11 protein-coding genes are annotated in these 11,733 nt (G+C 71.6%); 9 read left to right on the top strand and 2 right to left on the bottom strand.

Annotation, left to right across the window (positions count from 1 at the left end; genetic code table 11):
- Positions 1 to 80 precede the first annotated feature (80 nt).
- The 8 genes from EV382_RS03900 to EV382_RS03865 all read left to right on the top strand — a co-directional run bounded on the left by EV382_RS03900 (position 81) and on the right by EV382_RS03865 (position 8,260).
- A complete protein-coding gene (locus EV382_RS03900) occupies positions 81 to 677 on the top strand; it encodes a hypothetical protein (protein ID WP_130400273.1) in 597 nt (198 codons plus the stop codon).
- 129 nt (positions 678 to 806) lie between these two features.
- A complete protein-coding gene (locus EV382_RS03895) occupies positions 807 to 1,148 on the top strand; it encodes a PadR family transcriptional regulator (RefSeq protein ID WP_130400272.1) in 342 nt (113 codons plus the stop codon).
- The gene (locus EV382_RS03890) at positions 1,145 to 2,092 is read left to right on the top strand and encodes a permease prefix domain 1-containing protein (RefSeq protein WP_130400271.1); all 948 of its coding nucleotides are present in this window, start codon (positions 1,145 to 1,147) and stop codon (positions 2,090 to 2,092) included. Before EV382_RS03895 ends, EV382_RS03890 begins: the two co-directional genes overlap by 4 nt.
- A gap of 116 nt (positions 2,093 to 2,208) precedes the next feature.
- A complete protein-coding gene (locus EV382_RS03885; protein WP_130408412.1) occupies positions 2,209 to 3,546 on the top strand; it encodes a sensor histidine kinase in 1,338 nt (445 codons plus the stop codon).
- Positions 3,543 to 4,259, top strand: coding sequence for a response regulator (locus EV382_RS03880; RefSeq protein WP_244236528.1), 717 nt, complete (start codon positions 3,543 to 3,545; stop codon positions 4,257 to 4,259). The genes EV382_RS03885 and EV382_RS03880 overlap by 4 nt, the downstream gene beginning before the upstream one ends.
- 81 nt (positions 4,260 to 4,340) lie before the next feature.
- Positions 4,341 to 5,234 (top strand): ABC transporter ATP-binding protein, encoded by an 894-nt coding sequence (locus EV382_RS03875; RefSeq protein WP_130400270.1) that lies wholly within the window; start codon positions 4,341 to 4,343, stop codon positions 5,232 to 5,234.
- A complete protein-coding gene (locus EV382_RS03870) occupies positions 5,231 to 6,292 on the top strand; it encodes an ABC transporter permease (RefSeq protein ID WP_130400269.1) in 1,062 nt (353 codons plus the stop codon). The genes EV382_RS03875 and EV382_RS03870 overlap by 4 nt, the downstream gene beginning before the upstream one ends.
- A gap of 177 nt (positions 6,293 to 6,469) precedes the next feature.
- Entirely contained in the window at positions 6,470 to 8,260 is a 1,791-nt protein-coding gene (locus EV382_RS03865) for a carbohydrate binding domain-containing protein (protein ID WP_130400268.1), read from the top strand.
- Between the two features lie 60 nt (positions 8,261 to 8,320).
- Here EV382_RS03865 and EV382_RS03860 read toward each other — a convergent pair whose 3' ends face one another.
- Positions 8,321 to 9,352, bottom strand: a complete 1,032-nt coding sequence (locus EV382_RS03860) for a helix-turn-helix domain-containing protein (protein WP_130400267.1) — start codon at positions 9,350 to 9,352, stop codon at positions 8,321 to 8,323.
- 253 nt (positions 9,353 to 9,605) lie between these two features.
- Between EV382_RS03860 and EV382_RS03855 the strand changes: the two genes are divergently transcribed.
- Entirely contained in the window at positions 9,606 to 10,610 is a 1,005-nt protein-coding gene (locus EV382_RS03855; RefSeq protein ID WP_130400266.1) for a helix-turn-helix domain-containing protein, read from the top strand.
- 198 nt (positions 10,611 to 10,808) lie between these two features.
- Here the strand turns inward: EV382_RS03855 and EV382_RS03850 are convergent, their stop codons facing one another.
- Complete coding sequence (locus EV382_RS03850; RefSeq protein ID WP_130400265.1) at positions 10,809 to 11,561, bottom strand: YebC/PmpR family DNA-binding transcriptional regulator; 753 nt, start codon at positions 11,559 to 11,561, stop codon at positions 10,809 to 10,811.
- Positions 11,562 to 11,733 lie beyond the last annotated feature (172 nt).

Genomic DNA, 11,733 nt, shown 5'->3' with positions numbered 1-11,733 from the left:
GACGGGGCGCGAACCTGGCGAACCGTTGGCCCCGGCGCGGTGACTAACAGGGCAGGAGACCCATCACCGAAGGAGCCACCATGAACCGTCAGTCGATCCTCCTCACCACCGCCGCGTTGGCGCTCGGCACGCTCGTCCCGGCCACCGTCGCCGGCCCGGCGGCGGCGGCACCCCCGGCCGGCGGCGTGGCGTCCGCCTCGGCGCGCGGCCCCGCCGTCGCCGTCGGGCACAGCCACCCGCAGGTGCTCAGTGTCGGCGGTGCCGGCGTGTACCGCATCGGCGCCAGCCTGGCGGCGCTCACCACGAACGGGCACATCGACTGGACCGCGCCGGGCTGCGACGGTGTGGTGCACGCCGGCGCGACCGGCGCCTGGGCCGGCGTAATCCTGCTGGCCTTCCGGGACGGGCGGCTGGTGGAGGTCGGTACGGCCACCGCGCCGCCGCGATCTCCGGCCGGCGCGGCGGTCGGCATGTCCTTCGCCGAGTTGGAGGCGACCTACGGCTGGCGGGGGTCGCTGATCCGCAACGACGCGGGGGACGCCGAGGCGTACCTGGTTCGGATCGGGTCGCGGGTGGAGCTGTTCACCGGGCACCCGATCCGGCCCGGGGTGGGCTATTTCCAGGTCGGCCCGGCCAGCTTCGTCGAGCGGAACTTCCGGCAGGGCGTGGCCTGCTGATCGGCCCAGGTGCGGGGCGTCCGGTGTCGACCGGGCGCCCCGCACGTCGTACCGGCCGCAGCGAAGGTTGGGCGGACACGATGATGTCGGTCTAGACAACAGTGTGTGCCACACAGTATGGTGTGACACATGGTTAGCGAGGACGTTCTACGGACGCACCTACAGGAGTTGCGTCGAGGCACCGTCGTGGTGGCCAGCCTGGTCGCGCTCCGCCGACCGGATTACGGCTACGCACTGCTGCAACGGCTCACCGGCCACGGCTTCCCGGTCGACGCCAACACGCTCTACCCACTGCTGCGCCGCCTGGAGGACCAGGGCCTGCTGACCAGCGAGTGGAACACCGAGGAGAGCCGACCGCGCAAGTTCTACCGGACCAGCGACGAGGGCGAGTCGATGCTGAGCCGCCTGCTCGACGACCTCGCCGCCGTGCAGACCTCCATCACCGGGCTGATCCAAGGAGTGGACCGATGAACACCCTGACCGAGCGTTACCTCGCCGCCACCCTGCGATCGGTGCCCACCCAGCGCCGCGACGAGATCGCCAGCGAGCTGCGCGCCTCCATCGACGACATGATCGAGGCTCGGACCGACGGCGGCCAGGACACCGCCACCGCCGAGCGCGAGGTGCTCACCGAGTTGGGCAACCCCGACGTGCTGGCCGCCCGGTACGCCGACCGCCGGCTGCAACTCATCGGCCCGACCTACTACCTGATCTGGCTGCGGCTGCTGAAGCTGCTGCTCAGCTTCATCCCGGCGCTCGTCGGCACGATCTTCACAATCGTCGAGGCCGCCGCAGGAAAGGGCTTCGGTGCCATCGGGCCCGGCATCGTCGTGGCCATGCAGGTGGCCGTGCAGATCACCTTCTGGCTCACCCTGACCTTCGCCATCATCGAACGCTCCCAGGCGACCGTGGACCTGCCGGAGTGGACAGTCGACCAACTGCCTGACGCACCGGTGCGACGGGGCATCCCCCTCGCCGACACCATCGCATCCGTGATCATGCTGGCGCTGACCATCGCGTACCTGCCGTTCCAGCACTACCAGTCCTGGGTACGCGGCACCGACGGCGAGAACATTCCGATCCTCGACCCGGCGCTGTGGTCGTTCTGGCTGCCGGCGCTGATCGTCGTGCTCGCCACCACCATGGTGTTCGAGATCGTCAAGTACCGGATCGGGCGCTGGACCTGGCCGCTGTTCGGCATCAGGGCGCTGCTCAACCTGGCGTTCGCGGTGCCGCTGGCGTGGCTGGCGCTCTCCGACCGCCTGCTCAACCCGGCCCTGGGCGAGCGCCTGAGCTGGGTGGCGGAGGCGGACAACCGGGACGTCCTCGGCCTGGCCATCGCGGTGGGCGCGGCTGTGGTCGCGGTCTGGGACCTGATCGACACCGCGATCAAGACTCGACGCCAGACGGCGTGAGCGACACCCGAGGCGGCGGCCCGGCGCGTACCCCGCGCCGGGCCGCCGCCCGTCCACCGGACCGACACTGGCCCGCCCGGTCGACGGCCCTGGTGGCGGCGTGGCATCGTTCCGGGATGACTGTGGCACCGCGAGAGGAATGGCGCCGCCCGGGTCCGACGGCGCAACAGCGCCGAAACGACCTGTGGATCGGGCTGGCGGTGACCGGGCTGGCGGTGGTCAGCCTCACCCTGACCCGCAGCGCCGGATTGTTCCTGCTGGGATCCCCGCCGTCCGGGCTGGAACAGCTGTTCTGGACCGTCGCCGTGACCCTGCCGCTGGTCGGGCGGCGGCGCTGGCCGACCGCCACCCTGCTGATCGTCGCGGTGGCGTTCATCGCCGCGCAGGCACGCTCGGCCCCGGAGACCCAACTCTCCTCGGGCGCGCTGTTCGGCGCCCTCTACACGGTCGGCGCCTGGGGCAGGCACCGTCAGCTCGCCCGGCGCCTCCGGATCGGCGTGATCGTCACGATGTTCGCCTGGCTGGGCATCTCCTACACGGCGTCGATCGAGCACATCCCGCCCGACGCCTTCGCCGACGCGGCCGGGCCGGTGCCGCCGGTGCTCGCCGCGATGGTCACCGGCGTGCTGCTCAACGGGTTGTTCTTCGGGTTCGCGTACTTCTTCGGAGAGACGGCCTGGGTGGCCGCACGGCGCGAACACGAGCTACGCGAGCAGGCTGAGGAGCTGCGCCGGTCACAGACCGAGGCCCGGGAACGGGCGGTGCTCGGCGAACGGGTCCGGATCGCCCGGGAGCTGCACGACGTGGTCGCCCACCACGTGTCGGTGATGGGCGTGCAGGCGTCCGCCTGCCGCCGGGTGTTCGACCGCGACCAGGGCAAGGCCCGCACGGCCCTCACCGCCATCGAACAGAGCGCCCGCACCGCCGTCGACGAGCTGCGTCGGATGCTCGGCGTGCTGCGGGCCTCCGCCAGCGCCGACGCCGAACCGCCGGCGACCGGCGGCGTCGAACGCATTGGCGAGCTGGTCGAGCGGGCCCGAGCCGCGGGCCTGACGGCAACCCTCGGCGTGTACGGCGACGCTGTCGCGTTGCCCGAGTCGGTCTCGCAGGCGGCCTACCGGGTGACCCAGGAGGCGGTCACCAACACCCTGAAGCACGCCGGAGCAAACCTGTTGGACGTGCGGGTCCGTTACCTGGCCCACGACGTGGAGGTCGACGTGACCGACGACGGACGCGGCGGTGGCCGGGCGAACGCCGCCGGGTTGGGCCTGATCGGGATGCGCGAACGGGTCACCGCCCACGACGGCGACCTGGAGGCCGGGCCGCGCGCCGGCGGTGGCTGGCGGGTACGCGCCCGATTCCCGCTGGCGGCCCCGGCGGACCCGCCGGTCGAGCCGCAGCGGGAGCCGGTCGACGGGCGAGCGGTGGCAGCCGGCGCGGAGCTGTCGGCATGAGCGCGTCAGCCCCGCACGTGTCGGACGCGGGCCCGATGGTCCGGGTGCTGCTCGCCGACGACCAGCACCTCGTCCGTACCGGCTTCCGGGTCATCCTGGAGGTGGAGGACGACATCGAGGTGGTCGGTGAGGCCGCCGACGGCGAGCGGGCCGTCACCATGACCCGGGCCACCCGGCCCGACGTCGTACTCATGGATGTGGAGATGCCCGGGATGAACGGCCTGGAGGCCACCCGGCAGATCGTCGCCGACGGCCCCGGCGCGCCCGCGGTGCTGATCCTCACGACCTTCGACCGCGACGACTACCTCTTCGCCGCGCTGCGGGCCGGAGCCAGTGGCTTCCTGCTCAAGAACGGCACGCCGGAGGAGCTGGTCGAGGCGATCCGGGTGCTGGCCAGGGGCGACGGTCTCCTCGCCCCGGAGATCACCCGCCGGGTGATCTCCACGTTCGCCCGTCCCGGCGACCCGACCGGCACCGCACACCGGGGTCCGGACGCCGAGGCCGCGCTGGCCGAGCTGACCCCGCGCGAACGGGAGGTGCTGATGCTGCTCGCCGCCGGCGCGAGCAACGCGGAGATCGCCACAGCCATCCACCTCGGCGAGGCGACCGTGAAGACGCACGTGAGTCGCGTACTGGCCAAACTCGACCTGCGCGACCGGGTGCAGGCCGTGGTGTTCGCGTACGAGAACGGGGTGGTCCGCCCCGGCGGGTGACCGGCGTCCGTCGCGCGGTGGACCCACCCGTTCAACCGTCGGACGGACGGCGTGCCACCGCATTCGATCTAGCGTGGATGCGTGACCAGAACGCTTCGCCTCGACGGCGTCGACCGCAGCTTCGGCGACCGTCAGGTGCTCAGGAACGTGTCCTTCGAGGTGTCCGCGGGTCGGATGACCGGTTTCGTCGGCGCCAACGGCGCCGGCAAGACCACCACCATGCGGATCATCCTGGGTGTCCTCGCCCCCGATGCCGGCGAGGTGAGCTGGGGCGGCACGGCGCTGACCCGGCAGGACCGTCGGCGCTTCGGCTACATGCCGGAGGAGCGGGGCCTCTACCCCAAGATGACCACCCGCGAGCAGGTGACCTACCTGGGCCGGTTGCACGGGTTGGACGCCGCCGCCGCCCGGCGCTCCACCGACGCGCTGCTGGACCGGGTCGGGCTCGGTGAGCGCGGCGACGACCTGCTGGAGACGCTGTCGCTGGGCAACCAGCAGCGCGCCCAGATCGCCGCCGCGCTGGTGCACGACCCCGAGGTGCTGGTGCTCGACGAACCGTTCTCCGGCCTCGACCCGCTGGCCGTGGAGACCGTCGTGGCCGTGCTGCGGGAACGGGCCGCGGCCGGCGTACCGGTCCTCTTCTCCAGTCACCAGCTCGACGTCGTGGAACGCCTCTGCGACGACCTGGTGATCATCGGCGACGGGGTGATCCGGGCCGCCGGCAGCCGGCAGCAGCTACGCGACTCGTACACCATGCCCCGCTTCGAGCTGGTCGTGGAGCACGACGCCGGTTGGGTCCGCGACCACCCCGGGGTGACAGTGGTCGAACTGGACGGCGCGCGGGTCGTCTTCGACCTGCCGGCCGGCGCCGACGAACAGCCCGTGTTGCAGGCGGCCCTCGCGCGCGGCCCGGTCCGCGCCTTCCGCCCGATCAGCCCCTCGCTCACCGAGATCTTTCGAGAGGTCACCCAGTGAACGTCACCCAGGCCACCCAGCTGGTCGCCGAACGCGAGATCCGGGTCAAGCTCCGCGACCGCACCTTCCTGTTCGGCACGCTGTTCTTCCTGTTGATCGCCGCGGCCGGCACCATCCTGCCCCCGCTGTTCGCCGGCGGGCCGTCCACTGTGGCGGTCACCGAGAGCTTGGCCGCGCCGCTGCGCGACGCCGGGCTGGAGGTCCGGGTCGTCCCCGACGACCGGGCCGCCGAGCAGGCCGTCCGCGACGACGACGTGGACGCCGCGGTGGTCACCGGTCCGGCCGTCCTGGCCATGGATGACGCCCCCGACGACGTGGTGAACGCGTTGAGCAGCCAGCCGACGGTACGCCTGCTCGACCCGGACGCGGTCGATCCGGTGGTGGCGTTCCTGGTGCCGTTCGTCTTCGCGTTCGTCTTCTTCCTCACCTCGCAGACGTTCGGCGTGCAGATCGCGCAGAGCGTCATCGAGGAGAAGCAGACCCGCATCGTGGAGATCCTGGTCGCCGCCGTACCGGTCCGGGCCCTGCTGGCCGGGAAGGTGGTGGCCGGGGCCATCCTGGCGTTCGCGCAGATCGCCCTGATCGCGGTGGTGGCGGTGGTCGGGTTGCAGATCGGCGACAGTGGAGGTCTGCTCACCCTGCTCGCCCCGGCGATCGGCTGGTTCGTGCCGTTCTTCCTGATCGGCTTCGTGCTGCTCGCCGCGATGTGGGCGGCGGCCGGTGCGCTGGCCAACCGGCAGGAGGACATCGCCGCCGTCTCGACGCCGGTGCAGCTCGCCGTCATGATCCCGTTCTTCGCGGTGATCTTCCTGAACGACAACGCCACCGCGATGCGAGTGCTGTCCTACCTGCCGTTCTCGTCGCCCACGGCCATGCCGCTGCGGCTGTTCACCGGCGACGCGGCCGGATGGGAGCCGATCGTCTCGCTGGTCGTCCTGGTGCTCACCGCCGGCGCGTTCGTCCTCGCCGGGGCCCGGGTGTACGAGGGGTCGCTCCTGCGCACCAACGGCCGGACCTCGCTGCGGACCGCCTGGCGGGAGCGGGAGACGATCGGCTGAGCACGACGATCCGCCCGCGCGGGCGTCGGTGTCCGGACGGACGCCGACGCCCGCTGCCGTACGGCACCGTTCCGAGCATTGTTCGGAGGCCGTGAACAGCGCGAACGCTCCTACGGTGAGCCGATCCTCACGGCGGCGACCTGGTCGTCGCCGGTTTCCGGACCGGAAAGGCTCTCAATGTCCCCACCGATCAACGCACGGCAACTCCGCGGTCTGCTCAGCATGCTGCTCGCGGTCGCCCTCGCCAGCACCCTCGCCGCCCTCGTCCGCCCATCGCCGGCCGCCGCCGCCGCGGGCAACCTCATCCTCAACGGCACGTTCGACAGCGGCAGCACCCAGCCCTGGTGGACCCGGCTCGCCTCGACCAGCACCACGGTCAACACCGGTCAACTGCGCGTCCGCACCAGCTCCACGGTCGGCAAACCGGTCTGGGAAGACCTGGTCGGTCACTTCGAGTTCGGGGTGACGGCCGCACAGCCGTACCGGTTGCAGTTCGACGCCTCCGCCGACGTCAACCGTTCCGTGCGCGTCTCGGTCTCCCAGGTGGACACGCCCTTCACCTCGGCCGTCGACCAGAGCGTCGCGCTGACGCCCACGACGCGTCGGTTCACCTTCGACTTCGTGTCCCCGTTCGGTGACCCGAAGGCGGTGCTGCTGTTCCACTTCGGGGGCCAGGCCGCCTCGACGGTCCGGTTGGACAACATCTCGCTGACCCCGCTGGCCGTGGACCCGGCCACCGACCCGATCCTGTACTGGAACGGTGTCCTGCTGGCCACCTACCGGGCGCTGGACCTGCCACCCACGACCTCGTCGCGGGAGGCGGCCATCCTGCACGCGGCGATGCACGACGCCGCCGTCTCGGTCACCGGAGTGGGCAACCCCTATCGGGTACGGGTGCCGGTCAGTTACCCGGGCACCATGGACAACGTCGTGGCACCGTCCCTGCACGCGGCCATCGACCGTGCCGCGTACGACGTGCTGACCGCCCTGTACGGCGGCCAGGGTCAGTCCTACTCTCAGGCTCTCGCCGGCGCTGTCGCCCTGCGGCCGTCCGGGGTGAACGCCGCCGAGGTCGCCCGTGGTGACACCGTGGGCGCGGCGGCGGCCACCGCCAACCTCCAGGCCCGCGCCAACGACGGCTCCGGCAACAACACGCCGTACCAACTGGACGGTGTGCCCGGTTCGTGGCGGCCCACCAACGGTAAGGCGGCGGTCAGCCCGAACTGGGGGCTGGTCACCCCGTTCGCACTCACCTCGGGCCGGCAGTTCCGGCCCGGTCCACCGGCCGCCGCCACCGGGTACGCCGACCTGCTCACCGAGACGGAGTACCGCGCCCAGGTGCAGGAGGTCCGCGACTACGGCGGTCGGACGTCGGCGCTACGGACCGCCGACCAGACGCAGATCGCGTTCTTCTGGGCCAACGACCTGGGCGGCACGTACAAACCGCCGGGCCAACTCTTCGCGCACACCCGGATCGTGGCAGAGCAGCGCAAGCTCGGCATCCTGTCCAACGCCCGGCTCTTCGGCCTGGTCGCCCTCTCCCTCGCCGACGCCGCCATCGCCGCCTGGGACGCCAAGTACCAGACGTCGATCGACCTGTGGCGGCCGGTGAGCGCCATCGAGGCGGCGGAGGGCCCCGGTTGGCAGCCGCTGTCGCAGACCCGCGAGGGGGTGCCGTACACGCCGGCGTTCCCGGCCTACGTCTCCGGGCACGCCACCTTCGCGGGGGCCTGGTCGGCGGTGATGAAGGGATTCTTCGGCACCGACGCGATCGCCTTCGACGCCACCACCGACGATCCGCACGCCGTGGACGTGATCCGGCACATGACCGGCTTCGACCACGCCGCCGAGGAGAACGCGCTGAGCCGGCTCTACCTCGGCGTGCACTATCGGTTCGACGCCGAGGCCGGGCTCGCCACCGGACGTTCCGTGGGCGCGTACGTGGTCGCCAACCGCCTGCGCCCGTGAGTCGTCAGTCGGGGTGACGGGGGATGCTCCCCGTCCGGTTCGTGGACCGGGCGGGGAGCATCACGCGCGAGCGCAGTTCCAGTGGCCGAAGTCGCCGGTACGAGACCAGATCTCCCGTGCCGCCCGGATGTTCCAGCCCGGGTCCAGCGCCGTCCGGTGGTCGACACCGAACCGGGACACCTCCACGTCGCTGAACTGGAACAACCCCCACCACCGCGACCCGTCCTCGCCGACCTCCACCCGGTACGGGTCCAACCCGGACAGGCAACGCGCCACCTGCACCGCCCCGGCCGGATCCTCCGGGAACGTCCGCCGCAGGTGCTTGCCGATCCGGTCCTCGGACCAGGCGGCGGGTACCTTCCGATCACCGGCCAACTCGTCGAACAACCGCTCGTCCGCGACGCCACTGACCGGCAGGCCGCCGAACGCCTGGAACACCATCACCCGACCGGTGGTGTCCAGGCCGAACCAGCCGTCGACCGGCACGGTGAGGCCGTCGGCCACCAGGTGCTCCTGAAGGTTCAGCACGCAGGGGCCGTACATGCCCTGGCGCAGCACGGCCGGGCAGCCGTCGGTCGGCGAACTGTCCACGGCAGGGGTGGCGAGAGGTCGTAGTGCCCCGGACGCCCCGACCGTCAGGACGCCGAACACCGTCAGCAGCGCCAGCCGAAGCCAGCGACGGGTGGGCCCGGGCGGCCCGGGTCGCGGCGGGACCGGGCCGACGCTCGGGCGGATGTTCGCCGGGACAGTCGTGGACGGGTCGGCGGGGGTCCGCGCCGCGTCGTGCTCCCCCCGGCCCCGCTCGGCGATGCGGCCCTCGAGGTCCCGTCGCGTCTCCAGCAACCTGTCGACCTCGACGGCCGGGGTGCCACAGGCGGCCAGCAGCGCGACGACGGTGCGCTCCCGGGGCAGTGTGGTGCGCCCCAGCATCGTCGCGAGGGTGCTCGGTGGCAGCCAGTGACCAGCCGCCGAGGCGCGCCGGGCCAGCTCCCGATAGGTCAGACCGGATTGGCGCCGCACCTCCCTGAGCGACGCCACGTACTCCCCCGCCGTGGTCGGCTGCGGCACCGGATTCCGGGCAGCGTCATCCATCGGATCTCCCCGTGTGGTTGATGTGGTCGGGCCCGCACCAGTGCCGGTGCGGGCCCGTCGGCCGTACGCCGGTCAGCGGCGCGGCCATCGAGAAGAGACGCTAGGTAAGCCGGTGAGCGAGGACAATGCCCTGGTCGCGCCGCCGCGCTGTCCGGGCAGCTCAGGGCGGCATGTCCGGATGTTGTCCGACCATCTCGGACAGTCACTGGGACCCGACTTGCTCCCGCGTTCGCGGCATCTGGAGAATCGGGCGATGATCACGGGGGAGTTCCACCCGGACGACGCGTCCGACCCGGCCGGGTTCGTCGAGATGCTGCGTCAGCTCAAGGACCGGTCCGGGCTCACCTACCGGCAGTTGGAGCAGCGTGCCGCGTCGGCGGGTGACGTGCTGGCCCGTAGCACCGCGGCCGACATCCTGCGCCGGTCCACACTGCCACGCCCCGAGGTGGTGGCCGCGTTCGTTCGGGCCTGCGGCGCGGAGGATCAGGTCGAGACGTGGCTACGGGCGCGACACCGCCTCGCCGCAGGTCGGTTCGCCCCGCCACCGCCGGCATCGGACCAGCCGCCGGTCGACGCAGTCACGACCGTGGCCGCCCCGGAGCGTACCGAGACACCCCGCCCACGCTGGTTCGCCCGGCCCGCACCGCTGGTGCTACTCGTGGTCACCGTGGTGGCCGCGCTCGGCGTGGGCTTCTGGATCGAGCGGCGCGACGACGAGCAACGAACGGCAACGCGACTTCCCGATCCGACCGCCTCGGCGGGTGGCGGTGCCCCGTCGTCGAGCACGCCGAGGGCGGGGCGCAGCCAGATCCGCCCCGCCCGCACCCCGCACCTCTGCCTGACCGAGGGCCGCGATGACACCGGTCGGTACACCAAGGAGATAGCGGTCCAGCGGCCCTGCGCGGAGGCCACCCCACCCGACACCTCGCTGGAACCGGTGGCCGACGGGCGGTACTTCATCAAGTGGTTCCATCCGGTGTTCGGCAAGGGCTGTCTCACCGTCCGCGAGGAGGATCCCGGCCGGAACCTGCTCGAGCCCTGGAACGAGGACGACTGCAGCACGAGCAGGCCGCAGCAGGTGTTCCGTTTCGAGTCAACCGGAACGACGCCCGACACGTACCGCATCCGACCCGACCGTAGCGACCTGTGTGTCGGCCTGCGCGACGACGACCGAGGCGTGTCGGCCGCGGCCCTGGTCGAGCCGTGCACCGGCGGCCCGGATCAGGTGTTCCTGGTCACCGCGCTGCCGGATGACTGACAGCACCGCCGCTCAGCGGGCGTGCGGCACCAGGTCCCAGTCGGCGGGCAGCGGGGGCGCCGCCCAGGCGGGGTCGGGCTGCCGGGCCGCCCCTCCCCCTGCCGCGATCTTGCACTTGGTGTTGACGCTATGCCGCGCTTGACCCGTTATGTCGGGGCAGAAAGTGCAAGATCGCGGCGGAGAGGCATCGGAGCGTACTCAGGCGTCGACCGCCGCCATCACGTCGTCGCTGACGTCGAAGTTGGCGTAGACGTTCTGGACGTCGTCGCAATCCTCCAGAACGTCGATCAGCTTGAAGATCTTGCGCGCGCCCTCTTCGTCCAGCGGCACGTTGACGCTGGGGATCAGGGAGGACTCGGCCGACTCGTACTCGATGCCGGCGTCCTGAAGCGCCGTCCGCACCGGGATCAGGTCAGTCGGCTCGGAGACGACCTCGAACGCCTCACCGATGTCGTTGACCTCCTCGGCGCCGGCGTCCAGGACGGCGAGCATCACGTCGTCCTCGCTGGTGCCCTCCTTGGGGACGATCACCACGCCCTTGCGGGAGAACATGTACGACACCGAGCCGGCGTCGGCGAGCGAGCCGCCGTTGCGGGTCAGCGCGGTGCGTACCTCGGTCGCCGCCCGGTTGCGGTTGTCGGTGAGGCACTCGATGAGCATGGCCACGCCGTTCGGGCCGTACCCCTCATACATGATCGTCTGCCAGTCGGCGCCGCCGGCCTCCAGGCCGGAGCCGCGCTTGACGGCGCGATCGATGTTGTCGTTCGGCACCGAGCTCTTCTTCGCCTTCTGGATGGCGTCGAAGAGCGTCGGGTTGCCGGAGGGGTCACCACCGCCGGTCCGCGCGGCCACCTCGACGTTCTTGATCAGCTTGGCGAACATCTTGCCGCGCTTGGCGTCGATGACGGCCTTCTTGTGCTTGGTCGTCGCCCACTTTGAGTGGCCGGACATCTTCTACCTCCGTTGCTACCCGCCGTCTGCATCGACCGCACCGCTCACGCCCCGCTCCCGCCGGCGCACGCGGAGGTGCCGGTCAGCTCTGGTGGAAGCCGGGCGGGCAGATGGCCCTGCCGAATCTCCGCAATCCTACCGACGTCCCCCGGGGCGCTGTCATGCACCGCGC

The sequence above is a fragment of the Micromonospora violae genome (assembly GCF_004217135.1).
In the GTDB taxonomy this organism is placed as follows: Bacteria; Actinomycetota; Actinomycetes; order Mycobacteriales; family Micromonosporaceae; genus Micromonospora; species Micromonospora violae.
This window is presented reverse-complemented; position numbering and strand designations above follow the sequence as displayed.